General features: G+C 35.1%; 24 protein-coding genes. 19 read left to right on the forward strand and 5 right to left on the reverse strand.

From position 1 onward, the window contains the following. Nucleotides 1–57 precede the first annotated feature (57 nt). Nucleotides 58–684: a pyridoxal 5'-phosphate synthase glutaminase subunit PdxT gene (pdxT, locus tag G600_RS0100175; protein ID WP_027430123.1), complete on the reverse strand. Its 627-nt coding sequence runs from the start codon at nt 682–684 to the stop codon at nt 58–60. Beyond that, on the reverse strand, nt 684–1,565 hold the full coding sequence (gene pdxS / locus G600_RS0100180; protein ID WP_027430124.1) for a pyridoxal 5'-phosphate synthase lyase subunit PdxS: 882 nt from the start codon (nt 1,563–1,565) through the stop codon (nt 684–686). The genes pdxT and pdxS overlap by 1 nt, the downstream gene beginning before the upstream one ends. 176 nt (nt 1,566–1,741) lie before the next feature. On the opposite strand from pdxS, the gene G600_RS13285 reads away from it, so the two are divergent. The 7 genes from G600_RS13285 to G600_RS0100215 all read left to right on the forward strand — a co-directional run bounded on the left by G600_RS13285 (nt 1,742) and on the right by G600_RS0100215 (nt 10,462). Then, on the forward strand, nt 1,742–3,061 hold the full coding sequence (locus G600_RS13285; RefSeq protein ID WP_051195284.1) for an HD-GYP domain-containing protein: 1,320 nt from the start codon (nt 1,742–1,744) through the stop codon (nt 3,059–3,061). 79 nt (nt 3,062–3,140) lie between these two features. Further along, entirely contained in the window at nt 3,141–3,569 is a 429-nt protein-coding gene (tnpA, locus tag G600_RS0100190) for an IS200/IS605 family transposase (RefSeq protein ID WP_027430125.1), read from the forward strand. A 22-nt stretch (nt 3,570–3,591) separates the two neighbouring features. Continuing rightward, a complete protein-coding gene (locus G600_RS0100195) occupies nt 3,592–4,920 on the forward strand; it encodes a transposase (protein WP_027430126.1) in 1,329 nt (442 codons plus the stop codon). Between the two features lie 198 nt (nt 4,921–5,118). After that, nucleotides 5,119–6,078 carry a polysaccharide deacetylase family protein gene (locus G600_RS13290; RefSeq protein ID WP_242826332.1) on the forward strand — a complete coding sequence of 320 codons (960 nt, stop codon included), beginning with the start codon at nt 5,119–5,121 and terminating at the stop codon, nt 6,076–6,078. 157 nt (nt 6,079–6,235) lie between these two features. Then, nucleotides 6,236–7,948, forward strand: a complete 1,713-nt coding sequence (locus tag G600_RS0100205) for a DUF438 domain-containing protein (protein ID WP_027430128.1) — start codon at nt 6,236–6,238, stop codon at nt 7,946–7,948. 156 nt (nt 7,949–8,104) lie between these two features. Further along, nucleotides 8,105–8,974, forward strand: a complete 870-nt coding sequence (locus G600_RS0100210) for a DUF5131 family protein (RefSeq protein ID WP_027430129.1) — start codon at nt 8,105–8,107, stop codon at nt 8,972–8,974. 246 nt (nt 8,975–9,220) lie between these two features. Next, on the forward strand, nt 9,221–10,462 hold the full coding sequence (locus G600_RS0100215) for a dicarboxylate/amino acid:cation symporter (RefSeq protein ID WP_034245041.1): 1,242 nt from the start codon (nt 9,221–9,223) through the stop codon (nt 10,460–10,462). Nucleotides 10,463–10,537: 75 nt separating this feature from the next. Here the strand turns inward: G600_RS0100215 and G600_RS14825 are convergent, their stop codons facing one another. After that, the gene (locus tag G600_RS14825; protein WP_051195285.1) at nt 10,538–11,518 is read right to left on the reverse strand and encodes a glycosyltransferase family 2 protein; all 981 of its coding nucleotides are present in this window, start codon (nt 11,516–11,518) and stop codon (nt 10,538–10,540) included. 341 nt (nt 11,519–11,859) lie between these two features. Between G600_RS14825 and G600_RS0100225 the strand changes: the two genes are divergently transcribed. Beyond that, entirely contained in the window at nt 11,860–12,450 is a 591-nt protein-coding gene (locus G600_RS0100225) for a hypothetical protein (RefSeq protein ID WP_027430131.1), read from the forward strand. A 115-nt stretch (nt 12,451–12,565) separates the two neighbouring features. On the opposite strand, the gene G600_RS0100230 is transcribed toward G600_RS0100225, so the two are convergent. Next, nucleotides 12,566–13,390 (reverse strand): exodeoxyribonuclease III, encoded by an 825-nt coding sequence (locus G600_RS0100230; protein WP_027430132.1) that lies wholly within the window; start codon nt 13,388–13,390, stop codon nt 12,566–12,568. A gap of 227 nt (nt 13,391–13,617) precedes the next feature. Between G600_RS0100230 and G600_RS0100235 the strand changes: the two genes are divergently transcribed. The 9 genes from G600_RS0100235 to G600_RS0100280 all read left to right on the forward strand — a co-directional run bounded on the left by G600_RS0100235 (nt 13,618) and on the right by G600_RS0100280 (nt 21,885). Beyond that, nucleotides 13,618–14,079: an RpiB/LacA/LacB family sugar-phosphate isomerase gene (locus G600_RS0100235; protein WP_027430133.1), complete on the forward strand. Its 462-nt coding sequence runs from the start codon at nt 13,618–13,620 to the stop codon at nt 14,077–14,079. Between the two features lie 126 nt (nt 14,080–14,205). Beyond that, nucleotides 14,206–15,687: an alanine/glycine:cation symporter family protein gene (locus tag G600_RS13300; RefSeq protein ID WP_081669359.1), complete on the forward strand. Its 1,482-nt coding sequence runs from the start codon at nt 14,206–14,208 to the stop codon at nt 15,685–15,687. A gap of 471 nt (nt 15,688–16,158) precedes the next feature. After that, a complete protein-coding gene (locus G600_RS0100245; RefSeq protein WP_027430134.1) occupies nt 16,159–16,500 on the forward strand; it encodes a PadR family transcriptional regulator in 342 nt (113 codons plus the stop codon). Between the two features lie 75 nt (nt 16,501–16,575). Beyond that, nucleotides 16,576–17,532 (forward strand): permease prefix domain 1-containing protein, encoded by a 957-nt coding sequence (locus G600_RS0100250; RefSeq protein WP_027430135.1) that lies wholly within the window; start codon nt 16,576–16,578, stop codon nt 17,530–17,532. A 3-nt stretch (nt 17,533–17,535) separates the two neighbouring features. After that, a complete protein-coding gene (locus G600_RS0100255; protein ID WP_027430136.1) occupies nt 17,536–18,249 on the forward strand; it encodes a DUF4097 family beta strand repeat-containing protein in 714 nt (237 codons plus the stop codon). 40 nt (nt 18,250–18,289) lie between these two features. Further along, nucleotides 18,290–18,850 (forward strand): HD domain-containing protein, encoded by a 561-nt coding sequence (locus tag G600_RS0100260; protein WP_027430137.1) that lies wholly within the window; start codon nt 18,290–18,292, stop codon nt 18,848–18,850. Nucleotides 18,851–19,519: 669 nt separating this feature from the next. Continuing rightward, on the forward strand, nt 19,520–19,969 hold the full coding sequence (locus G600_RS0100265) for a GNAT family N-acetyltransferase (RefSeq protein WP_027430138.1): 450 nt from the start codon (nt 19,520–19,522) through the stop codon (nt 19,967–19,969). 32 nt (nt 19,970–20,001) lie between these two features. Continuing rightward, nucleotides 20,002–20,547, forward strand: a complete 546-nt coding sequence (locus G600_RS0100270; protein WP_027430139.1) for a prolyl-tRNA synthetase associated domain-containing protein — start codon at nt 20,002–20,004, stop codon at nt 20,545–20,547. 144 nt (nt 20,548–20,691) lie between these two features. After that, entirely contained in the window at nt 20,692–21,885 is a 1,194-nt protein-coding gene (locus G600_RS0100280; RefSeq protein ID WP_027430140.1) for an SLC13 family permease, read from the forward strand. A 99-nt stretch (nt 21,886–21,984) separates the two neighbouring features. On the opposite strand, the gene G600_RS0100285 is transcribed toward G600_RS0100280, so the two are convergent. Further along, nucleotides 21,985–22,875 carry a LysR family transcriptional regulator gene (locus tag G600_RS0100285; RefSeq protein WP_027430141.1) on the reverse strand — a complete coding sequence of 297 codons (891 nt, stop codon included), beginning with the start codon at nt 22,873–22,875 and terminating at the stop codon, nt 21,985–21,987. 205 nt (nt 22,876–23,080) lie between these two features. Between G600_RS0100285 and G600_RS0100290 the strand changes: the two genes are divergently transcribed. Next, complete coding sequence (locus G600_RS0100290; RefSeq protein ID WP_242826333.1) at nt 23,081–24,118, forward strand: YeiH family protein; 1,038 nt, start codon at nt 23,081–23,083, stop codon at nt 24,116–24,118. Nucleotides 24,119–24,302: 184 nt separating this feature from the next. Further along, nucleotides 24,303–25,604, forward strand: a complete 1,302-nt coding sequence (locus G600_RS13305) for a YkvI family membrane protein (protein WP_051195286.1) — start codon at nt 24,303–24,305, stop codon at nt 25,602–25,604. The last annotated feature ends 16 nt before the right edge of the window (nt 25,605–25,620 follow it).

The raw sequence follows: 25,620 nt of genomic DNA on the forward strand, positions 1-25,620 counted from the left end.
GTAAAGCGGACATTCACAATCCACTTTACTAGGGATTTTTTATTATAAGCCTATAGCCTAACTTGCAAGTTTATTAGATGTCTTATTTTTACAATTCTCTAAAACTAACTTTAAAAATTCCTCATGAATTCTATTATCTTTTGTCATTTCAGGATGAAAGGCAAGGCCAATTTGATTTTTATATTTAACTCCAACAATTTTGTCATCAACAACTGATAAAACTTCTACGTCTTTAGATAAGCGTTCTTTAATGTATGGAGCGCGAATAAATGTAAGTGGATAGTTTTCAATTGTGCCGACATTTTCCTTAGTAACAAAGCTCCCAAGCTGTCTACCATAGGCATTTCTAACTACTTTAATTGGAAATGTACCAAGATGGAAGCCTTTTTCATTTTCAATTTCTTTAGCTAGTAAAATAAGTCCTGCGCAAGTTGCAAGCACGGGCATGCCAGATTCAATAAGCTCTTTAATAGGATTAAAAAGGTTTAAGTCGTGAAGTAGTTTTCCCTGAACTGTGCTTTCGCCGCCTGGAAGGACTAGGGCATCAAGTCCTTCTAAATCCTTTAACTGTCTGATTTCTACCAGGTCTACCAGTTCAGACATTTCCTTCTTTGTAAGTACATTTTCAAGCATCTTAATGTGTTCAATAAAGGCGCCTTGAAGGGCTAAAACACCTATCTTCATTAACGACCACGCTCCTCCATAATAATCTTGATTTCGTTAGGGTTAATACCCACCATTGCTTCTCCAAGATCTTCAGATAACTTTGCAATAAGCTTAGCATCCTGATAATTTGTAACAGCCTCAACAATGGCAGCAGCTCTCTTCTTTGGGTCACCTGACTTAAAGATACCAGAGCCAACAAAGACACCTTCCGCTCCAAGTTGCATCATAAGTGCTGCATCTGCAGGTGTTGCTACACCGCCGGCAGCAAAGTTAACTACAGGTAGCTTTCCATTTTCATGAACATAAAGAGCTAAGTCATATGGTACCCTTAGTTCCTTAGCAGCCTCGAAAAGCTCGTCCTCTGACATAGAAACAAGCTTTCTAATTTCAGAGTTCATCTTGCGAAGATGTCTTACTGCCTGAATTACATCTCCAGTACCAGGTTCACCTTTAGTTCTAATCATAGATGCACCTTCGTTAATTCTACGAAGAGCCTCACCTAAGTCTCTTGCGCCACAAACGAATGGCACCTTAAACTTTGTCTTATCAATATGGTAAATGTCATCTGCAGGTGATAAAACCTCAGATTCATCAATATAGTCGATTTCAATTGCCTCAAGGATCTGAGCCTCTACGAAGTGACCGATTCTACACTTGGCCATAACAGGTATAGAAACTGCTTCTTGAATGCCTTTAATCATCTTAGGGTCGCTCATTCTTGAAACACCACCGGCTGCTCTAATATCAGCAGGGATTCTCTCAAGTGCCATAACAGCACAAGCACCAGCTTCTTGGGCAATAATTGCTTGTTCAGGTGTCGTTACATCCATAATAACGCCACCTTTTAACATCTGAGCCAATCCCTTGTTTAATTCATATTGTTCTGTTTTATTGTTCATATTATTTTCCTCCCTTAGAACGTTTTAATAAATATATTATTTTGCTGGTTATATGAAAATAACCAAAATTAAAAGAAATAATATAACCAGATTCGGTTAAAACAAGTCTATTATCTTTAGTAAATGAATGTTATAATATGATAGAATACCTAAAATTGTATTATTATGGAGGTAGTATGGAAGTATTTAAGGAAAACCAATTGGATATAATGTTATATGTATGTGGGATATGTACAGCCCTTATGATTTTAGCTTTTATATCAAAGGCAATTCCTAAAAAAAGAAGAGTAGCACTTATTCTTATGGAATTAAGTTCATTTAGTTTGCTATTTTTTGATAGACTTGCATACATTTATAGAGGAAATATCTCAGACTTAGGATATATCATGGTAAGAGTTAGTAATTACATGGTTTATGCCTTAAGTCTATTTGTCATATATACTTTTAATCTGATTGTAAAGGACTCAATAAGTAAAATTCGCGATTCTAAGAAATATATTTTAATAATTATTAAAGCAGTAGATTTTTTAATAATTGTAGGAGAGATTTTGATTGTTGTTTCTCAGTTTACAGGAATGTATTACACCTTTGATGAATTTAACAGGTATCAAAGAGGTAAATTCTTTGTTATAAGTTATATTTCTCCACTTATATCTTTGATTTTATTGCAGGTAGTAGTTCAAGCTAATCGAAAAAATATTAGTAGATTAATGCGTATACCGCTAGAACTCTTTAGCATTATACCATTAGTGGCTACAATAGCTCAGATTTTCCTTTATGGTTTGTCCTTGACCAATATTTCGATTGTAGGAATTGCAATGCTTTTATACATTTTCTCGCTAATAGATATTAACGAAATGGTTAGAAAGGCTAATGAAAATGAAATTAGAATCCTAAAGGAAGAACAAGAACTTTTATCTAGTATGTTTGAGGAAACAGCCTCTGCCCTAGCAAGTGCTATTGATGCTAAGGATGAATACACTCATGGACATTCAAGACGTGTGGCTAGATACTCTGAGTTAATTGCTAAGAGGGCGGGTTTAAAAGATGCAGACTGTAAGAAGGTATATTATACAGCCTTGCTTCATGATGTAGGAAAAATTGGAATTCCAGATAGTATTATTAATAAACCTGGGAAATTAACTGAGGAAGAATACGATACAATTAAGCTCCATACAACCATTGGAAGCCAGATTCTATCTAGTATAAATTCCTCTCCATATCTTAGTATAGGGGCCAGATATCATCATGAATGGTATGATGGAAGTGGATATCCTGAAGGTCTAAAGGGCGTAGAGATTCCTATTATTTCAAGAATTATTGCGGTAGCGGATGCTTATGATACTATGACTTCAAAGAGAAGCTATAGAGATCCTTTGCCACAATGGAAGGTGCGTGAAGAAATAATTAATGGTTCGGGAACACAGTTTGACCCATTCTTTGCCAATGAAATGTTAAATATTATGGACTCAGACGCCATTTATATTGATGAGTAACCGCCGCACACTCGTGACTTTAGTCGTGAGTTAGGCGGTTTTTCTTGTACTCCATTGCTACATATGGTATCATATATGCATGGATAAAACATCTTATTTTACAATACCTAAAGATGTTACGCATGGTCGTGGGTATGTGTACTCATTGCAATATCATATCGTATGGGTTACAAAATACAGGAAACCTATATTTGTAGGCGCTATCGAGCAGGATATTAAGAATTATCTCCTCGAAACGCTTAAATCTTTAGATATGGATGTCCTTGCAATGGAAATAATGCCCGACCACATACATCTTCTTGTGGATTGCAAGCCACAACTTCGGCTTTCGGACGCTATTAAAATACTTAAAGGAAATACTGCGAGATGGCTATTTCTAAGTCATCCTGAGATTAAGCAGCAACTCTGGGGCGGACATTTATGGAATCCGTCATATTTTGTTGCAACTGTAAGCGAAAGAACGCTTGAGCAAGTAAAATCCTATATCGACAATCAAAAGACCAAATAATTTAGAAAGGAGGCTTTGCGATATGAAGATATATTCTACATACAGCGTAAAAATCAAACATTATAATCATATATTCAAAGATACTGTATCTGTTTACCGTAAGGCCGTCGACTTTCTAATAAATGTCTGTCTTGATGAATGGGATAACATTTTTGAAATTAAAGGTAATCTTTTGCAGCAACAGTATGTGGAGAGATGTGTCCATACCACAAAAGATAATCCAACACCTATATACGACTTCGATACTAAGTTTTACAAGATGCCAAGTTACATGCGCCGTGGGGCTATTAATGAGGCTATTGGCAAAGTTTTGTCATATAAAAGTAACCTTGCTAATTGGAAAGAGAATCCTATTGGTAATAGGCCCTCTACTCCCAAAGCGGGATATGTATTTCCGTCAATGTATCGTACAGTCATGTATAACCAGATAGAAGATTATGTAGCTCAGGTAAAAGTTTATATTCATAATACATGGGACTGGATAACAATAGATCTTCGTAAATCGGATATGAATTATATATATAGACGATGTAAAAACCGCAAACAGTGTGCTCCAACACTACAAAAGCGAGGTAAAGAATGGTTTTTGGATTTTCCATTTGAAGAAAATATAAAACTTACCGATACTTCTATATATGAGCAAACTATTCTTGCTGTTGATCTTGGCATTAACACAGCTGCTACGATTAGTGTTATGCGCCCAGATGGCACTATTCTTGGAAGACATTTTTGTAAGCTTCCCAAAGAAATAGACTCTCTAACGCATAGTATAAATCGTATTAAAAAAGCTCAGCAGCATGGTAATTATAAAACACCTAGACTTTGGGCCAGAACCAAAGGCATAAACCACGATATTTCTGTAAAAACTGCGAACTACATCATGGATATAGCTGTTCTCTATAATGCTGATATCATTGTATTTGAATATTTAGATAAGAATTGTAAGGTTCGTGGATCCAAGAAACAGAAACTTAAAATGTGGCGTAGTCAAGAAGTTCAATCTATGGTTACAAAAAAAGCTCACAGGCTTGGAATGAGGATAAGCCGTGTCTGTGCCTGGGGAACAAGTAAACTCGCTTATGATGGAAGTGGTCGTGTTCTTCGTGGCAAAGATGGTGACTTTAATACCTATGAGCTTTGTAAATTTCAGAATGGTAAGATTTATAATTGTGATTTATCTGCTTCATATAATATCGGAGCAAGGTATTTTATACGTGAAACTTTAAAATCCTTGAATGAGAGTTCAAGGTTGCGCATTGAGGCTAAAGTACCTCAATGTAGTAAGAGAAGCACATGCACATTCTCTACTTTAGTTAACTTAAACGCGGAACTTATGTCCTTAGCGGGCTAAGTAATCTGAGTTTAAGCTGTATGGTAGAAATGTAGTCCACTTTCCTAAAGAGAGGTATAAGAAACAAAAAGAGAACAATAGCAATGTTATTATTCTCTTATATTTCTTATTTGGAAGCCCGTGACTTTAGTCATGGGAGGCTTCACAGTGAACTACAATTAGCAGAGCCGTTACAAAAAGCTCAGTAAGGAGATGCTTATGACTGATAATGATGTGAGAATCGTTATGTATCACTACACAAGAGATCTAAAACATTCAAGATATCCCAATATTAAGGGACTTGATTATCCTTTATTTAAAGAACAGCTAGAATATCTTAAGGCACATTTTAACATAATAAGCATGGAAGAACTTTTACTAGCGTCTCAGGGAAAAGCTTCCCTTAAGGATAATGCGCTTTTATTAACCTTTGATGATGGTTATATCGATAATTACACATTTGTATTTCCACTTTTACAGGAACTAAATTTAACAGCTTCCTTTTATATTACTGGAAAAACTTTTGCAAAGCATCAGTTATTAGATGTCAACAAAATTCACTATATACTTGCAAGTGCAGAGATAAATTTAATTATAGAAGAACTAAAGAAGAAACTAGATTATTACAGAGGTAGGGAATTTGTCTATCCCTCTAATGAAGAATTATGGAATCAATTTGCCAAGGAAGGAAAGTATGATCCTAAGGGAGTAGTTTTTGTAAAAAAATTACTTCAGACGGTACTTCCAGAAAGACTAAGAAACATTATTTCTAGTGAACTTTTTAAGGAGTTTCTAGGAATAAGGGAGGAACAATTAGCTTATGAATTATACATGACAGAGAATCAGATTCGTGTTTTAAAAAGAAATGGCATGTTTATAGGAATTCATGGCTATGATCACTATTGGCTGGGAAAACTAGAAAAGGAACAGATGGAGAAGGATTTAGAGACAGCCCTAGATACTCTAGAGGAATTTATTGATAGAGATAACTGGGTAATGAATTATCCTTATGGTAGTTACAATCAGGACGTTTTGGATTTTGTTTCAAAGAAAGGGGCTAAACTTGGCCTTACAACAGAGGTTAGAGTGGCTAATCTAGAAAAAGATAACAAGCTTTTACTTCCTAGATTTGATTGTAATGATTTCCCACCAAAAAGCGAGAATTATAAGAACTTCTAGAATACATTTTTCCAAGCGAATCTTGACGATAAATTAGTAGCCTTATTGATATAAAATCCCTTTTTAGAAATTATCTTTTGTGGTTATAACAACATTCAATTTCTAAAGAAAACTATATAGTATTGTTATAAAGGTTTTTATCAAGAAAGGATATACTATGGGTAAGAAAATTAATTTAAAGAAAAGTGTGTATGAACTTTGTAACGAGTATCCAGAACTTATAGATATAATGCTAGAATTAGGCTTTACCGAGGTTACTAAGCCCGGTATTTTAAATACAATGGGTAAGGTTATGACAATTCCTAAGGGCGCAATTATGAAAAAAATCGACATGGTGGATGTGGTTTTAGCTCTTAAAAATAATGGCTTTGAGCTTGAAGGTAAGATGCCAAGTTTTGTCCAGAAACGAATAGCTAAGAAGATGTTAGAGTCTCAGCTTCCAAAAAGAAAAGATGCCAATGGCAATGAAATCAAGGAATTAGAACTCGATGAGAGAACCCTAAAGATTAAGTCCTATGTTGAAAGATTATCTAAGGGTGAAGATATTGAATCCGTTAGAAAAGATTTCGTGGAAAACTTTACGGATGTAGATGCGGCAGAAATTGCTAAGGCAGAGCAGTCCTTAATTGCGGGAGGTACACCAGTTTCCGAAGTGCAGAAATTATGTGATGTTCACTCAGCTCTTTTCCATGGAGCTACAAGAGAGGAGAAGATTGCCAACGCAGAAAAGGCAGTAGAGGAATCTCTTAAACGTAAAAGAGGTGGGAAGGCTGAAGTTAAAACGGCTAAGACCTTAGTGTCACCGAATGGAAATTCGATTTTCTATGGTTCAATTGGCAAACTAGATGTTAAGGAAGCCATGAGTGAATCCTTTGGTATGGGCATTGGCTCAAAGTTTAAGGCTGCTCCTGTTAAGAGACAGGACGGTGCCGATGGCATTTACATGGAATTAAGAAAGATTGAGAATCACCCACTTAATACATTTGCTCTTGAAAACGAGGCTATATCAGATGCTTTAAAGGAATTAAGAATAGCCATGGATACTAAGAAAAATGTTATGCCAGCCTTAAAGAAAGCAAGGGAAGCTTCAATTCACTATGCCGAAAAAGGGGATTTATTATATCCAATTCTTAATGTGAAGTACGGTTTTTCTGGTCCTGCCAATGTAATGTGGGGCGTAGATGACGAGATTCGTGACGAGATGAAATCTCTTTACAATAGAGCCCTAGAAGATGAGTGTTTTTTAACTAATGATCTTTGGAACGAGCGATTAGATGCAGTTGTTACAAGGGCTGAGGAGATGATTTACAAAGAAGAAAATATCCTCTTCCCATTATGCGCAAAGAATTTTACAGAGGAAGACTGGTGCGATATTGCAAGAGATTTTGCAGATTACAAGCCATGTCTTATAGGAAATCGTCCATTATGGGAAAAGGCTACTCCAAAGGGAAATGTTAAAAACTATAGCCAAGAAGCAGGTAGTGCTAATCTTCCTTCAGGCCGCTTAACTATTGAGCAGCTAGATGCCATGCTTAATACAATTCCAATGGAATTAACTTTTGTTGATGCAGATAATGTTAATAGATATTTTAATGATGGAGAGGATGTAAAGCTCTTTAAAAGACCTTTATCAGCTCTAGGTAGAGAAGTATTTTCATGCCATCCACCTAAAATTGAGCCAATGGTTCGCATGATACTTGAGGACTTTAAGGAAGGCAGAAGAGACTGCGTTGATGTTTGGACAAGTAGAGATGATGAGCCAGTACTTATTAAGTATATGGCAGTTCGTGATAAGGATAAAAACTATATAGGTACTCTTGAATGTGTACAGCCAATGGGCTTTGCAAAAAAGCACTTTAAGAGGGTGTAAGTATTGTTTGAGGCCAGTAATAGCTTAAAAGTATCATGGAAGATACTATGTTTCAAAAAACTGCGTACTTGTGGAAATAAAAGAAACTCCTTAAAATTTAATTGTAACAAGAGATGGAAATCTCAGATTATATATGATGTAAAGGAAGACAAGTAAATGCACGATATATGGAATCCTTGGCACGGTTGCATTAAGGTAAGTGAAGGCTGTGCCAATTGCTATATGTATTTTTTAGATAGCCTAAGAAGTAGGGATGGTTCTAATATATATAGAAGTAAGTCAGGTTTTAATTATCCCCTATCTAAGGATAGGGATGGAAACTATAAAGTAAAATCAGGGGAAATGCTAAGAGTGTGCATGACCTCTGATTTCTTCTTAAAAGAAGCTGATGATTGGCGCCTTAAGGCCTGGCATATTATAGAGCAAAGACCAGATGTTAAGTTTTTCCTACTTACTAAAAGGCCTGAAAGAGTGGCAAATTGCCTACCTATGAATTGGGGTGAGGGTTGGGAAAATGTATTCTTTAACGTAACTTGTGAAAATCAGGCAAGGGCGGATGAAAGAATCCCAATTTTACTAGATTTGCCCTTTAAACATAAGGGCATAATGTGTGCTCCCTTTATAGGTCCTATTTCTATTAGAAAGTATTTAGAATATGGAGAAATAAAGCAGGTTTTATGTGATGGGGAAAACTATAATGGAGCAAGACCTTGCCATTATGAATGGGTTAAAAGACTAAGAGATGAGTGTGAAGAATTTAATATAAGTTTTACTTTTTGTGGAACAGGCAGACGCTTTTATAAAGATGGGAAACTCTATAAAATAGAAGGAGTTGAAACTCAGGCTAAACAAGCCTTCCTTTCGGGATTAAGTTTTAAAGGTGAAGAAATAGATTTTAAGCTCTATGATGAGTGGGGTAATCCTTTAAGGAAAGATATTTATAAGAAGTTTTTTAGAGAAAAATGTAATAGCTGCGGAATGCGCCCTATTTGCAATGGATGTAGTAATTGTGGTAGGTGTACTTAGTTTAAGATAAAAAATAACTGAGTTTGATAATTAAATTAAGTTCTAATAAAGTTAGCTTAATAATATAAAGACATTTGTAAAAATTTGACTAATTATAACAAGTGTACTTAAACTTAAAGGCTAAAAAATGTGCCTGAACTTTATTTTTTAAAGCATTTTCCAAATCGCTTTAAAAATATTGCCCCAAGACCCTATTTTTGTTAATATAATGAACGAAAAACACATTTGAAAGAGGAATTTATATTAATGAAAAAGAAGAGATTATCATTATCAGCCAAGATTTTTATAGCTTTGGTTTTAGGCATAATAGCTGGTATAGCCTTAACAGCTAAACCAGAAATTGCAACAACTTATATTAAGCCTTTCGGTACAATATTCCTTAATCTTGTTAAATGGGTAGTTGGACCATTGGTTTTCTTCTCAATTATGAGCGGAGTTCTTTCTATGAAGGATATTAAGAAGGTAGGTTCTATTGGTGTTAAGACTGTTTTATATTATATGTGTACAACAGCCTTTGCTATTACAATAGGTCTTATTTTTTCAAATATCTTCAAGGGAATTTATACAGTAGTCGAGACAACAGATTTAACTTATGAAGCTTCAGAATCAGTAAGCTTTATGGATACATTAGTGGGAATGTTCCCATCAAATTTTGTACAGCCTTTTGTAGAAGCTAACATGTTACAGATTATTGTAGCTTCATTAATTATTGGCTTTGCTTTATTACTTATTAATAGTAACAGTGATAAGCAAAAGGATTTCGCCTTAGTAGATGCAGTTAATGACATTTTCTTAAAGGCAATGGAAATGATTATTAGCCTTTCACCAATCGGTGTATTTTGTTTACTTTGCCCAGTAGTAGCTGAGAATGGACCAGCGGTACTTGGTTCACTTGCTAAGGTATTACTTGTAGCTTACTTAGCATATATTATGCATATGTTAGTAGTTTATTCATTAACAGTTTCAACATTTGCTAAGGTTTCACCGCTTAAGTTCTTTAAGGAAATGTTACCAGCAATTATGTTCTCCTTCTCATCAGCTTCTTCAGTAGGTACACTTCCAATTAACATGGAATGTACAGAAAAGCTTGGTGCAGACAAGGATATTTCAGCTTTCATCCTTCCACTTGGTGCAACTATCAATATGGATGGAACAGCAATTTATCAGGGCGTGTGTGCAATCTTTATTGCCTCATGCTATGGAATTAATTTAACATTTCCACAGATGCTTACAATCGTACTTACAGCAACACTTGCTTCAATTGGTACAGCAGGTGTTCCTGGTGCAGGTATGGTAATGCTTGCTATGGTATTACAGTCAGTTGGCCTTCCAGTTGAAGGTATTGCCTTAGTAGCTGGTGTTGATAGAATATTCGATATGGGACGAACAACAGTTAACATCACAGGTGATGCATCTTGTGCAGTTATAGTATCTGCTCTTGAAAGACGTAAGATAGAGAAGAAATTAAAGGCGCAAGCAACAAACTAATTAGCTTAAATAAACGGGAAAAGGGAAAAAGCCTTAAGTTATTATCGTAATAGCTTAAGGCTTTTATCTTTTATATTATTTTTTGGCTAAGCGCATATTTCTTCCACCTATCCAGATGTGATTTCTTTTAATACTTAAGAAGCTCCAAATAGGGAAGAAATAAATTTGAAGGAATAGCTTTAAACTAATCTTATTGACTCCTATTTCCTTATAAAGCTTTTTAGCTAGTTGTCTAAGTTCCTTTTCTTCTTTAAGAAAATGTTCAGCATGAGCTCCAGCAGCAAATCTATTAAGGGAATATAAAATATGTTCATTGATTGCTCGTAACTCCTTAGAATCATGGATTATTAATTTGCTAGTAGATATATGTCTTTGGCAAGAAACAAGCATACCAGTATAAATCTTACTAGAAGGTGTTGTCATAATACTGTTTTCATGGAATCTGTGATAAATCAACTTATTATTAATTATTGCTGCCTTGTTAAGCTTTAATGAAAGGTCAATGGCAAAAATTCTATCTTCAAGTACATAGTCTTCAAATTCAACCTTTTCTATTAAACTGCGTTTATATAGTTTATTCCAGGCTCTTGCAAGGATAAGATCTTCATAGGCTAAGGTTTTTAGAAAATCAATGGAATCAAGATATTTTCTAAAATCTACATCCTCATACTTTATGATTTCAGGTGTATTACCATCTTTAAAATCATATTCATAGCAGGCAACTAGGTCTAAATTATCCTTCTTAAGAGTTTTATATAAGAACTCTAAAGTTTGTGGTGAAATAATATCGTCGCTATCGACATAGAAAATATAGTCGCCATTTGCCTTTGAAAAACCATAATTTCTTGTTAAAGATAAACCTGAGTTTTCTTTATAGAAATACTTGAATCTAGAATCATATCCTGTCCAATTTTTACAAATGGTTTCAGAATCATCTGTTGATCCATCATTAATCATAAGTACTTCGAAGTCCGTATAGGTCTGAGCTTTAATACTATTAAAGCATTCGTTTAAATATTTAGCTGTATTGTATATGGGTATAATAATACTAATCATATTCTCTCCTGTTTATGGTAAATTGTATTACATTTAAGAATTTTAACATGTCATTGTTATATATTATTGAATAAAAAAGACATAAATTTTAACTCAGTCGGAGTACAAGCTCCGACTGAGTTAAACGCTCCGCGAGGAAGTGCTCGCATTAGATGCGGCTTTGCCGCTGAGGGAAGTGCTCGCATTAGAAGCGGCAAAGCCGCTGCTCGCACATAAGTAGTGATTTGCTGCGCAAATAACTACAAGTCGCACACGAGTAGTGATTTGCTACGCAAATAACTACAAGATTTGATTTATTGAGACATTTGTGTAAAAATAAGATTTTAGTGGGAGGAATAAAAATGTCAAATTTAATGAAAAAGATTATTAATTACGCAATTATTGTTTTAATGTTTTTTCTAGCTATCTATGAATGTAGAACCATTATAGGGCTAACAGATAACAATGTTTATACAGAAACTGTAATGATTTTAGATAAAAAGGAAGCTCGTCAAAATGGACATATTAAAGCATTACGACCTAGTAGTTATTACATGATAGCTGTTGATGGTGAGGGTAATAGCTATAAAGTTATGAAATGGGGAGCACAGGTAGGAGATGTGATACCTATTTATACCACAAAGTTACAGCATGATAGCTCTGAACCAGCGTGGTATAGTTCTATGAGTGATTTAAGAATGTCGAATATAATGTATATAGTTACAGGAGCAGTACTTTTAATTGTTCTATTCCTTATAAGTAGAAGTCTTAGAAAAAGCTATAAATCTCCTAAGAATGATGCGAATAATAATCAATATCAAGGTTATAATCAGAATGTAAATAATAATCAATATCAGGGCTATAATCAGAACGTGAATAATAATCAATATCAAGGCTATAATCAGAACGTATATAATAATCAGTATCAAGGATTTAATCAGAACAACAATTAATATAATTAGAATTAGAAAAGGACATCCTATTATGATATGTACTCAGAATCCTGGACACATATTAATTATAGGATGCCCTTTTATTGTTGTACGCCTAGCGGCGCGCCCCTTTTATTTATTCTAAGACTAAACAAATTGGTGCATGATCCTGACGTTCACCAGAATCTATCATTTCTGAAGAAACTAAATTTTCCTTTAAACGATCGCTAATTAGGAAATAGTCTATTCTCCAGCCAGAGTTATTAATCTTACTTGTCTTAATTCTTTGAGACCACCAAGAATAGCAGCCTTTTTTATCTGGATGAGTATAGCGGAAGCTATCTGTAAAGCCTTTAGCTAGTAAATTAGTAAAGCCTTCTCTTTCCTCGTCTGTAAAACCAGCAGACATATGATTAGATGCTGGATTTGCAAGATCAATTTCCTCATGGGCTACATTGTAGTCCCCACAAGCTATAACAGGCTTTGTCTTATCAAGCTCTGCAAGATAGTTAGCGTAACATTTGTCCCATTCTTGACGAAGAGCAAGGCGCTTAAGTCCATCACCGGCGTTAGGAGTATAAACAAGATTAAAGAAATAATCCTCTAATTCTAGAGTAATCATTCTACCTTCATCATCCATAGTATCTGGGGCACCAATCTTTGGGAAAGTTGCCTTTGGGGTGATGTCTTTTTTATACAAAACCATAGTTCCTGCATAACCCTTTCTAGCTGGTGGGCAAGAACTTACAAATTCATAGTTATAATCTGGAAAGAAAGCCTTAAGTGCAGTTTCCTGCTTTGCATTCATGCCAGTGCTAGGAAGCTTAGTTTCCTGAATAGCAATAAGGTCTGCGTCTTCATTTGCAATAGTCTTTAAAACTTCTCTTGTGAGTAAAGCTCTGTTGCTATCACTTGTAAGAGCAGCATTTAAAGAATCAATATTCCATGAAATAAATTTCATAAGTATTCTCCTCGTTTTTTAATAAGTTATTCTTATTCTAACATAGGCTTTTGGCTAAATAAAGCAGTCCCAAGAATTGTATTAAAATAAAAAAACAACTTTATATGGGTAAATCCTAAAATTTATGCTATACTAGGTACGCGGACAAATGTCTTTACTAGGAATACATTTTTCGCAAAAAGCAAAATTTATAATGTGGGAAAAATTTTATTTTTTAGGAGGTTTTTATGAAGATAGCAATGGCTAATGATCATGCTGGTACAGCAATGAAAGAAGAAATCAAAAAGTATCTATTGGAAAATGGATACGAAGTAGAAGACTTTGGAACCTACGACGAAAAATCCTGCGACCTTTCAGATTTCGTTTACCCTGCAAGTCTTGCAGTAGCCAAAGGTGAATGTGAAAGAGGAATTTTTTGCGATGGCGTAGGCTACGGAAGTGCCTTAATCGCCAATAAGATTAATGGTTGTTATGCAGCGGTTTGCCAAGATCCCCTATGTGCAACACTTGCCAGACAACATACAGATTCTAACATTCTTTGTTTAGGCGCTAAGATTATTGGAGGACTTATGGCCATGGAAGTTGTTAAAACTTGGCTAAACACTGATCCTTTAATGGAAGAGAAGTACCGTAACAGAGTAAGAAAGGTCTGTGAAATCAACGATAAGCATTGCGTCCCAGTTAAGTAAACCAAAGCTTAGGCACATTTTTATATCCCGGTTTGATTAGGATAAGGCTTACCATCCTAAATTTAGAAAATGTGAAAAGGACAACGAGGTAAAGCAATCAAAACAATTTATTTAGGAGATTATTTTATGTTACACTCAATTAATGACTTTCTTGTAACTCTAGATGGCTATGTTTGGGGTATGCCCCTCATAGTTTTAATCTTATTTACAGGCTTGCTACTAACAATCAGACTTCACGGAATGCAATTTTCTAAAATCGGCATGGGCTTTAGACTTATGTTTAAGAATGATAAGTCTGGTAAACAAGGTGAAGTATCAAGCTTTGCAGCTCTATGTACAGCACTTTCAGCAACAATTGGAACCGGAAATATTGTAGGTGTTGCAACAGCAATTTGTGCAGGTGGTCCAGGAGCCCTATTCTGGATGTGGCTTGCAGCATTAGTAGGAACAGGCACAAAGTATGCAGAATGTATGCTTGCTGTTAAGTATAGAAGCGAAGCAAAAGATGGTCATATTATTGGTGGACCATTTTACTATATTGAGAAGGGCATGGGCCCTAAGTGGAAATGGCTTGCAAAGATTTTCGCAGTATTTGGCGTAATGGTAGGTCTTTTCGGTATTGGTACATTTACACAGATCAATGGTATTACATCAGCTGTTAAGAATTTCTTTGATCCAAACACAGTTAATACAGTTTCAATCCTTGGTATGGATTATTCAATAGCTACAGTAGTTTCAGGTGTTATTCTTACTGTATGTGTTGCCTTAGTACTTATTGGTGGTTTAAAGAGAATTTCTTCAGTAGCACAGGTAGTTGTGCCATTTATGGCAATTTTATATATAGCCTTTGGACTACTTATCCTTTTACTTAACTTTACTAAGATTCCAAATGCTTTCGTTCAGATTTTCCAGGGAGCTTTTGGCCTTAGAGCCGCAGCCGGTGGCGCAGTTGGTGCAATGGTTATGGCTATGCAAAAAGGTATCGCAAGAGGTATCTTCTCTAATGAAGCAGGTATTGGTTCAGCTCCAATCGCAGCAGCAGCCGCTCAGGTTGACGAGCCAGTTGAGCAGGGACTCGTATCTATGCTTGGTACAGTAATTGATACACTTATGATTTGTACAATGACAGGTCTCGCAATTATTATTACAGGTGCTTGGCAGGTTGAAGGTTTAGAAGGTGCAGCGGTTACTACATTTGCTTTCCAGAACGGACTCCCATTCCCAGCAGTTGTTTCATCTTTTGCGCTTATGTTATGCTTGGTATTCTTTGCTTTTACAACAATTCTTGGTTGGGATTACTATTCAGAGCGTTGCCTTGAGTATTTGACTAATGAGAATACTAAGGTCGTAAATGTATATAGATGGATTTACATTGCTTGCGTATTCATTGGTCCTTACATGACAGTTAGCGCAGTTTGGACAATCGCAGATATCGTTAATGGTCTTATGGCAATTCCTAACCTTATTGCCTTACTTGCCCTTTCAGGAGTGGTTTCAACTGAAACTAAGAAGTACTTCGATAAGAAGAAGGCCGAAAAGGTAGCTGATTTAGCTAATAAGGTTACAAGCATTAACAATAACTTTGATGACGAAAGTGCCGTGTCATAAGAACTAATTATTTTTTATGAAAATGCATCTAGGAATAAAAACTAGAATAAGAGATATAAATTATTCAAAAATCAAATAAGATTTTTAGTAAGCTTCTAAAGCCAGTATTTATCTGGCTTTGGGAGCTTTTTTGCTGCATGAATTTTGCAAGCAACAAAAGATATTTAAAAAATAATGGAAACTCTAGTTGACATACTACGACGGTCGTAGTATATTTACTTTGACAGACGTACTACGACAGCCGTAGTACGATAGTCGTAGGAGATATAATGTAAAGCGGACATTCGGAATCCGCTTCGCTACTCCCTCATGAACGCAGTGGCACTTTGTGCCACCTGTCAGAAGGGGCTTTAACCCCTTCTGACACTAGTAAGCTTTATACCCCCGCTTAAAGCTTACGCTTTTGAAGCGGGGGATTGCTTACACTGCGTTCAAATTAAAGATACATTTTCAAAAACAGGAGGTGGTCTAATGGTAGAGATAAGTAGTGACGTGATCCGCGGTTACAACGACACTATGATTTTGTATATCCTTTTAAAGGAGCCGTCTTACGGTTACGAGATTTCAAAGCAGATTAAGGAAATCTCAGAGGAGAAATATACAATAAAAGAAACAACCCTATATTCAGCATTTAATCGATTAGAGAAGAATGGCTATATTGAATCCTTTGTGGCTAATAAAGATTCTGAAGGAACTGCTAAGAAGAGAACCTATTATAGAATTACAGAAGCAGGCCTTGAATACTACAAGGAGAAATGTCTTGAATGGGATTTGATTAAAGAAGTGGTGAATAAATTTACAAAAAGTTATTAAACAATTCGTTTCTAATGAAACTTAAATTATACTTTAATAAAATTATATTAGAATTAACGATGGAAGGGAGATACTATGGAGACAATAAAGAGTTATCTTGATGCTATGTTTGCTAACTTGCCTAACACTAATGAAGTGAAGAAGGCAAAGGCAGAGCTTTTAGAAATGATGGAGGATAAATACAACGAGCTTAAGGCAGAAGGTAAGACAGATAATGAGGCTGTTGGAACTGTAATTTCTGAGTTTGGCAACTTAGATGAACTTGCAAGTGAGCTTGGTCTTGAAAAGGAAGTAGAGGAAACTAAGGAAAGAGAAGAGAATACTAAGGCTAGATTCCTTACAAAAGAAGAGGTAATAGCTTATTTAAGCTCACGTGCTAAGTCAGCTTGGCTTGTGGCAATTGGCGTATTTTTATGTATTACAAGTGTAATTAATCCTATTCTTTCTGGAACAAGATTAGAAAATGCTGGTGTATCTTTTATGTTTGTTTTTATAGCCGTAGCAGTTGCGCTATTTATCACTTCAGCAATGAAGTCTTCTAAATGGTCTTATATAAAAGATGAAGCCTGCAAAATCGACATGACAACAACAGATTATGTAAAGGAAAGAAAGAGAAGTTTTGAAACTACTAATACAATTTGCACTTCAGTAGGAGTTATGTGTTTCATTTTATCTGTAGTTCCTGCAATTGTTATAGATGATGACATTATTTCTCCAACCCTTTTATTCCTAATCGTAGGAATCGGTGTATTCTTAATTGTTTATGTGTCAATTATTAATGGCAGCTATGATAGAATCCTAAATCTCAATGATGAGAAGACTATGAGTGGGGAACATGCAAGGGCTTCAAGCGTAAAATATACTAGTAAGAAGGCAGAGATTATTTTAGAGACTTATAAAACAACAGTAGTTTGCCTATACTTGATTATTAGTTTTTTAACCTTTAGATGGGAGATTACATGGATTATTTTCCCTATCGCATATCTAATTAACAAGATTTTAAAGTTAAACTTTATTGATGAGGAGGATTAATTTATGTCAAATAAAGCAAAGAAAAAATATAAGATTGTTTTATATACAATAACTCTTGTAGCGATTTTAATTGGTTTATATATGCATGTAATTAGATATAGCATTGGTGGGGCCCTTGGCAAGAATATAAGCCAGGATTTCACAGGGGAAGAGGTTTCAAGCATTGATCTTAACATAGATGCTGCATCAATTAAGATTGTTTATGGTAATGAATTTAATGTTAAATATAACCTTACAAGAGGTAGTGATGTAAATGTGGAACTTAAAAGTGGAAAGCTAACAGTTAGTGAAGAATCCTCAATTAAGATAGTAGGAATCCCATTTTTAAATGGCGACACAGGAGTAATTACAATTACTTTGCCAGAGGATACAAAACTTGATAAGATAGAGGCAGATTTAGCAGCGGGAAATTTAAAAATAGAAGATATTGATTCTGAAGAAATCGCTATTAAGAGTGATGTTGGAAATGTAAAGCTTACAGAAGTTACAACAGAAAAGCTTAATATTGATTCTTCAGTTGGAAATGTGAAAATCACTGATGGTTCAGCAGATGATTGCACAATTTCAGTAATAACTGGAAATGTAAAGATAGAGGCTTGTGATATAGAAACAGGTAGCTGTACTAGCCAGGTAGGAAATATAAAAATTAGCGGCAATGTAGGCGATTTAAAGGCTAGTTCAAAATTAGGTAATGTAAAAATTAATGGAGATAACTAAAAATGCAGTATTTGTCAACATTTTAGAAAGAGGAATTAAGATGAAAGCAAGGGAATACCTAGAAATTTTACATGTGGCAGAAAGACTAAAGGATACAACTAGACACTGCACAACATCAAAAGGCAGAGTGGAAAGTGTAGCTGAACACAGCTGGAGAATATCCCTTATGGCAATGCTTTTAAGAGAGGAATTTCCTAAACTTGATATTGATAAGGTAATTTGCATGTGCATTATCCATGATTTAGGAGAATGCTTTACAGGCGATATTCCGGTTTTTAATAAAACCGACAAGGACAGAGAAGTGGAAGATAAGCTTTTAGCAGACTGGGTAAATACACTCCCAGAGAAAACTAAAAAAAGCTTTAGCGCACTTTTTGCTGAAATGCAGGCTCTTGAAACTAAAGAAGCTAAACTTTATAAGGCACTAGATAAGCTAGAGGCTTTGATTCAGCATAACGAAGCACCTATTAGTACTTGGGCAGAGAATGAGTACGAACTTCAAAAGACTTATGCTCACGATGCTGTAGCATTTTCAGAATGGCTAAAGGAATTAAGAGCAGAAGTCTTAAAGGATAGCTTAGATAAGATAGAGGCTGAATAGTAGTGGAAATCTGGCGAAACTATACTTAATGTAGAAATTGAATTGTCACGGTGCAGTTTTGTGCAGGCACAGGAGAAATTTCTCTTTTTTACCTGTAAGGGAAAAAATGCCGTTCAGCTGACTCTACCTGCAAGTGAGAAATTTTGTTGTTTTGATGGTAATACGCTACTTATAATTTTTTAATCGTTACAGTCAAAATAAGAAAAATTTAAGATTACTTGTATAGCTAAAAGTAGAGACACAACTTGCTTACAGTTAATTTCCGATTTTGATAAGTTTGATGGTAATGCTCTAAAAAACTCTTTAGTACGTTAATTTGTGAATTACATTCAATTTTGAAAAAAAGTGCCTTTTGATGGCAATTGTTAATGAAATTTAACTAGAGGAATGCAGGGAAAAAAAGAATTTCGCCCTTTTACATGCATGCTTCCCCGAAATTTATTCATTTTATCTTAGTCTTATATTGCTCCATACAAGCAAGTTGGAAAAAACAACGATTTAACCGCAAATATCGCAGAAACCCCAAAGCGTTCGCAGAAATCCAATAGCGCCCCGCAGCACCCTCGCATAAACAAAAATTCCCACATTCACTATAATCATGCTATACTTAGCCTAATAACTTGGATTAGGTTATATTTTGGCGGAGATTTGATTTAGAAAGGTAGTTAAATGAAAACAAATATAGTAGCAAAAACTTTTGATGAATTAACATCAAAAGAAGTTTACGAAATACTTAAGGCAAGAGCGGAAATATTTGTAGTGGAACAAAATATTGTTTATCAGGATATGGATGATATAGACTATGACGCACTTCACGTATTTATAAAAGAAGGAGATAAGGTAATTGCTTATTTTAGAGCCTTTAAGCTAGAAGATGATTTTATAAAAATTGGTCGTGTACTAACTACTACTCATGGTAGAGGAGATGGTGCTAGACTATTAAAGGAAGGTTTAGAACAGGTTAAGACTAAATTTAACACTAATAAGATAAAGCTAGATGCTCAAACCCATGCTATCAAGTTTTATGAGAAGTTTGGCTTTAAGGTGGTTTCAGAAGAATTCCTTGAAGAAGGAATTATGCATGTGAAGATGGAGAGACTATTTTCTAATTTAGCATAAGAATGTTTTAAGAATGAGAGGAAAATGTTAAAATGAATTTGTACAAAGGTAGACCTGAATGTACCTCTAATCGATTAGAAAAAGAAATAAGAGTTTATGACTTGCTAGATAAGTTAGGTATACAGTATGAAAGAACAGATCATGAAGAAGCAAGTACAATGGAACTTTGCAATGAAATAGATAAGGTTTTAGAAGTAATAATTTGTAAGAATTTATTTTTATGCAATCGTCAGAAGACGAATTTTTACTTACTCATGATGCCTGGAGATAAGAAGTTTAAGACCAAGGAACTTTCAAAACAGATAAACTCAGCAAGATTATCCTTTGCTGATGAAGAAGATATGCTTAAATATTTAGACATCACACCAGGCTCCGTTAGCATCATGGGACTTATGAATGATAAGGAAAATGAAGTGCAGCTCCTAGTTGATGAAGATGTGTTAAAGGATGAATATATCGGTTGTCATCCTTGCATTAATACTTCCAGCTTGAAGCTTAAAACTGCCGATGTATTTGAAAAATATTTACCAGCAGTAGGGCATGAGGCAAGAATCGTGCATCTGTTAGGTGAGGATTAGAATAATATAAAGAGATGGAGGTGATTTTATGAAGATTCAAGTAGTGATCGCTGCAATCGCAGCTGCATGTGTAACAGCTTTTTTAGTTATTAAGAAGAAAAAAGCTGCATAAAACATCTCCTAGAAATAGAGGAATGTTAAACGATGATTTTTGATAAATTGAAAAAATTGGACATCGTGATGACAGTAGCGTGGATACTAGCAATAGTGTCTGCGCTTCTTGTGTGTCCAGATGCTAAATACATAGATTATATAGATTTTAGATCCCTAGGAATTTTGTGGGGATTGATGATAATAATTCAAGGCTTTAAGAAAAATAATCTCTTTGACATGCTAGCAAACAAGCTAATTAGCAAGTTTAGTAAAGCTTGGCAGTTAATGGCAATCTTAGTCTTTATTTGTTTTTTCTTAAGTATGTTCATAACCAATGATGTGGCACTTATTACCTTTGTGCCCATTGCAATTATGATATTAAGAAGGGCTAATTTGGAAAATGTAATGATACCTATAATCGTTCTCCAAACCATAGCAGCCAACCTAGGTAGCATGTTAACACCTATTGGAAACCCGCAAAATCTTTATATGTACGGACTTACAGGCCTTAGTTTAATAGATTTTTGTAAAATAATGCTGCCCTATAGCGTTATATCTTTTATCCTTTTAGTTGTTGCTATATTTTTTGTAAATAAGAGACATTATAGTCTGTATAAGTTAGAAAAGTTTGTGGATAAAAATCCTGATTTAGAAAAGTCTGTGGATAAAAATTCTAATTTAGAAGAGACTGCAAAAAAAGAAGAGATCAAGACAGGAAGTGCTCTAAAAATAAGAGAAGTTCTAGCCTTTAGTCTGCTTTTTATTATTGCATTGCTTACCGTAGGCCGAGTAATTCCCTACTACATCTTTGTGGGAATCGTGCTAGTAGCGGTTTTAGTGCTTGATAGAAAGTTAATTGCCAAGGCAGATTATATTTTACTTTTGACCTTCATAGGATTTTTCATTTTCACTGGTAACATGGGCAGAATTCCCTTTATAAAGGACTTCTTGGAAAATGTAATGGCAAATAGCGAGTTCATCATTTCCCTAATCACAAGCCAGTTTATAAGTAATGTGCCTGCAACCCTGATGTTGTCTGGCTTTACAGCAAACTATAAGGAATTAATTATTGGTGTAAATGTTGGTGGGCTTGGAACTTTAATTGCTTCCATGGCAAGCCTCATTTCCTATAAGGCCTACACCAAGGAATATAAGGAAAACACTGGAAAATACATGAAAACCTTCACGGTTTACAACCTTCTTTTCCTAGTAGTTTTAATTGCAACCTGGTTAGTCTTAAGATAATAATTTAAGATGCGTATTAAAAAAGAAAATAGAAAGAAAGTTAGAAAGAAAGGCAGGCCCGAATTGATTTGGGACTGCCTTTCTTTCTATCACATGTCATCACATTAAAGAATCGCATATTTTCTGGATTTCTTCAGAGAATATGCTTTTCTTTTGCCAAATAAAAGTAAAGTCATGTTTCATCTTAAAGTCTGAAAGCTTGATTTCTTCTAGCTTACCAGACCTTAGCTCCCCTTCAACTGCCGCCTTATAAAGAAAGGAAATTCCAGCATCAAGGTTAAGAAGTTGAATGATGGAGTGCATGTTTTCAACTTGAAGAAAATGTTTAAAGTCCGAGATCTTAAAATTTTCCAAGCTAAGATTTCGCTCCAAGATATTTCTAGTACCAGAGCCTGGTTCACGAATAATTAGGCGTTCCTCAAAAAGATCAGAAAGAATCTTTGGCTTTTTTCTAAATTTATGCTTAGACGAAGCTACAGGGATGAAATCCACATTTTCATAAACCTTATAATCGTACTTATCCTTAGGGAAATAGCCTTCAATCAAGGCAAAGTCTATCTTTCCCTCATCTAAATTATTTAGAAGTTCCTCGGTATTAGCAAAATGTATCTTGAAATTAGTTTCAGGGTTGGCCTTTAAAAAGTTGCTAATAGGCTTGGCAATAGCATATTCGCCAATAGTCATGGTAACTCCAAAGGAAATATCTTTTGTAAAAAAAGGACCTTTAGAATCAAGTTCGTTAGAAATAGTCTTGATTAATTTATCCTCATCGTTTTTTAGTTGTCGCATTTTTTCAAAAAGTAATTCTCCGGCTTCTGTTAAGATAAGCTTCTTCCCTTCCTGTCTAAATAAGCTAACTTTATAGGAATTCTCTAGAAACTTAATGTGCTGTGAAACCGCAGGCTGAGTGATATTGAGCTCATTTGCTGCATGAGTATAGTTCATATATTTGCAAACGGTCAAAAAAGTTGTAACTCTAAAATCTAACATAAGCCCTCCTTATCTCATGAAATGTATTATCAATCATATTATTATTATCAATCATATTATTTATCATAAGAAATTATTATGGTTACATTATAATATATAATTTTATTTTTGCCATTAACTCTAATATAATTTTTTAAGAAGAAAGGCAGATACAAGCTTTCTTAAGTTATATAGCATAATGCGTAAAGCTAAAAAGGAGGAAATTATGAAAATCAAAGATAAATTGTTAGGCTTTTTAATTTGCCTAGTAATTTCAATTCCATCGTGGTTTTTAGGAAAAGAATTTCCAATCATTGGTGGAGCAGTAATAGCAATTTTAATCGGCATGGTAATTGCCTTATTCTGGGACAACAAGGGAACAAAGGCACAGGAAGGTATTAAATTCACATCTAAATACATCCTTCAATTAGCCGTTGTTTTACTTGGTTTCGGCATGGATTTAGGAGTGGTAGTTAAGACAGGAAAGCAGTCTTTTCCAATAATAATCTGCACAATTTCCACATCCCTACTTATCGCCTTCATATTACACAAGGCCCTAAAGGTTAAGGGAAACACAGCAACTCTTGTAGGTGTTGGTTCATCAATTTGTGGTGGTTCTGCCATTGCAGCAACAGCGCCAGTTGTAGATGCTAAGGAAGAGGAAGTGGCACAGGCAATTTCCGTAATCTTTTTCTTTAACGTCCTTGCCGCCTTATTTTTCCCAACCTTAGGAAAACTAATCGGTTTTGATACAACATCAGGAGAGGCCTTTGGTATCTTTGCAGGAACTGCAGTAAATGACACATCTTCTGTAACAGCCACAGCTTCAACTTGGGATAGTATGTGGAATCTTGGCAGTCAGACCCTAGATAAGGCAGTAACAGTAAAACTTACAAGAACTTTAATGATTATTCCAATAACTCTTGTTTTATCACTAATTAGAGCTAAACAGGCTAAGAAAAACGGCGAGCAGACTAATGGCTTTAGCCTAAAGAGAGCCTTCCCAATGTTTATTTTATACTTTGTATTAGCCTCAATTATTACAACTCTTGCCATTCATTTTGGGGTTTCTGCAAATGTATTCGCACCCCTTAAGGAATTAAGTAAATTCTGCATTATCATGGCCATGGCAGCAATTGGCTTAAATAGTAATGTAGTAAAACTTGTTAAGACAGGTGGAAAGCCATTAGTTATTGGTGCAAGTTGTTGGCTAGGTATTACTGTAGTAAGCTTACTTTTACAGAATTTACTTGCTTTAATTTAATGCTTCTAAATTGCAATACATTGTAATATTTCACAAATTAACTAGCCCTCATTGCCGCAAATGCAGCATTTGAGGGCTTTTAAAATTGCACCTAAAATTCCTACAATTTGACCGATGATATAATCTTTGATAAAATGTATACAAATAGACATGTTTGTTTACAACTAAAGATAGGAGATTTTGTATGAAGACATTAGGCAAAAGTATGAAGATTGCGTTGGCTTATGTCGGCGTAATCGTTGGAGCTGGTTTATCATCAGGTCAGGATTTAATGCAGTACTTTGTTTGCTTTGGCAAGCGAGGTTTAATCGGTATATTGATACTTGTGGCTTTAAACATCATTTTCGGACGTATTATAATAGCGCTAGGCTGTTACTATGATTCTAATAGTCATCAAGATGTTCTTGAGCAAGTTGCTCATCCAATTATTAATAAAATAATCGACCTTACACTAATTGTGTCGGGTTTTATAATTTTCTTTGTTATGCTTGCAGGAGCGGGAGCTAACTTGCAGCAGCAGTTTAATTTGCCATCGGCAATCGGCGCCCTTATTTGTGCGCTTCTCGTAATTGTGGTTTCATTTTTGGATTTTGATAAGATTACAGCGGTGTTGGGAATTTTCACACCGATTATTATATTATTAATTATTGCAATAACCGCTTACACATTTATTGGCAAAAGCTACGATTTTGATAGTTTGTCAAATGTGGCAGAAACCGTCGCATCACCAATGCCAAACGTGTATTTTTCAGCCGTTAATTATTACGCCCTTTGTGCTATTACAGGGGTTTCCATGGCCTTCGTATTAGGCGGGTCCTTGGTTAGAATCGGTGTAGCCGAGAAGGGCGGAGCCATTGGTGGAGCCTTGATTGGACTTATCGTTTTATGTGCTTATGGCGTTTTATTTGCAAATGTAGACCTAGTTAAAAGTTCAGACATTCCAATGCTTACTATCGTAGCCCAGATTAATCCAGTGCTTGCCCAGATTTACACCTTTATAATTTTTGCACTGATTTTCAATACGGCCTTTAGTTTAAGTTATGCCCTTGCTAAGCGATTTGCAGGAGATGACATAAAGAAACTAAGAATGATACTTATTGCAGTGGTTGTAGTTGGTTATATTTGTAGTTTTGCTGGCTTTAAGCAGTTGATTTCAATAATGTATCCAATCCTTGGATATATTGGCTTATTACTTCTTTTAGTCTTACTTGTGGCATGGATTCGCGAAAAGCAGAATATCATGAAGGAGAAGAGACTTAGAAGAAAGATGATTAAGCTTGAAGCTAAAAAATATGACGACGATCAGGAATATACAGCTAAGGATAAGAAATTATTTAAGAAGTTAGCAGAAGAGTCCATTATTGATAATGCGGATATTAAGAAAGAAGTTAGAGAAGTGGTTAAAGAAGAACTAGCAGACACTAGTAGTGAGGAGACCAGTCAAAGCGGCAGCAGTAGCCATAAGGGAGGCGACAGCAGAGTCTAGTCAATAAGTAGGAACT

This window comes from Lachnospira multipara ATCC 19207 (assembly GCF_000424105.1).
Taxonomy (GTDB): domain Bacteria; phylum Bacillota; class Clostridia; order Lachnospirales; family Lachnospiraceae; genus Lachnospira; species Lachnospira multipara.